Below are 1,203 nucleotides of genomic sequence, written 5' to 3'. Positions count from 1 at the left end.
CCGGCGGGTGGTGACGGCCGCGCGGGGACGGGGGGGAAAGCGTTTTCTGGATCCGCGCTTTACCAAAACTTGGCTTTCTCCGAAGTGGTCGCTTTACGTGTTCGGGTGGCGATGCACCCAAGGTGTTTAAGAGGGATTTCGAGGTGAATCCGCTGAAACATGAAGGGGGTTGCCCATCGCTCCGGGTAACTGGTGAGGGCGTGTCGGTGTACTTCCGGGGCCCTTTTCTTACTCGTCGGTAGTCAATCTCTTGTGCCTGTCCGTGTTCTGCACCACCATCGGCGCACAGCCGACGAGGGCCACACGTCGGCCTCGGTTCGGGGGCGCCCGCCGACGGGTGATCGGTGCTCCGTGTGGTCGTGCGCCGTCGTGTGCGCGGCCGGTGGCCGCCGCCGGGATCGACCCGGCGGCCCCCGCTCTTCCCCCAGCCGGTACCGGTGCTCTCCCGTGCCCCGGCACCCGGATCGGGAAGTCGTCCAGGAGGAGGAAAGTCATGGGGTCTCGGACTCGTGGCGGTACCCGGTGGAAGCGGTTCGGTGTGGTGATGGTGCCCGCCGTGGCGGCCTCGGCGGCCATCGGCGTCGCCATGTCGCAGGGGGCGCTCGCCGCCTCGTTCGCGGTTTCCGGGCAGAGCTTCAAGGTCACCACCGAGCGGTTGGTGAACACCGACGGCTTCGTCCAGTACGGAACGCTCAACAAGAAGGCCGACGGCGACTACGTCCCGGTGGCCGTCTCGGCCTTCAACTCGGCCACCATCACCAAACTCTGCCAGTCGGTGGTCGTCCCCACCCCCATCGGTGACGTCACGGTCAAGCTGGGGGCGGGGGCCGACCCGAAGAAGCCGGTGAAGGCGAAGAACCTCTTCATCGACCTCGCCGAACTCGACGCGAACGCCACCTTCACCAACATCGACATCGGCGTCAGCGCCAGCCACACCACCAAGGGGCCCAAGCCCACCGGGGAGTACACCCCCGGGTCCTTCGCGCAGCAGGCCGAGGCCGCCACGCTGACCAACGTCAAGCAGACGGCGTGGGCCACCACGGCCGGGACCTTCGAGCTCAACGGGCTCAACATCAAGCTGCACCGAGGAAAGAACGAGTGCTACTGACGGCGTGAGCCGGGTGTCCGGGGCGGCCCCTCGTTCCCCCGGACACCCGTGTCCCGCCGCGTCCGCGGGGTCCCCCGCCGGTCCCGCCCGTCACC

The 1,203-nt window shown here is 67.8% G+C and carries 1 protein-coding gene; it reads left to right on the top strand.

The window, feature by feature from the left end:
- Positions 1 to 493: 493 nt before the first annotated feature.
- Positions 494 to 1,108 (top strand): DUF6230 family protein, encoded by a 615-nt coding sequence (locus FNQ90_RS23870; protein WP_182608245.1) that lies wholly within the window; start codon positions 494 to 496, stop codon positions 1,106 to 1,108.
- Positions 1,109 to 1,203 lie beyond the last annotated feature (95 nt).

The sequence above is a fragment of the Streptomyces alkaliphilus genome, from assembly GCF_014141535.1.
Lineage (GTDB): Bacteria > Actinomycetota > Actinomycetes > Streptomycetales > Streptomycetaceae > Streptomyces > Streptomyces alkaliphilus.
The sequence above is the reverse complement of the archived record's forward strand: the minus strand, read 5'-3'. Positions and strand labels throughout refer to the sequence as shown.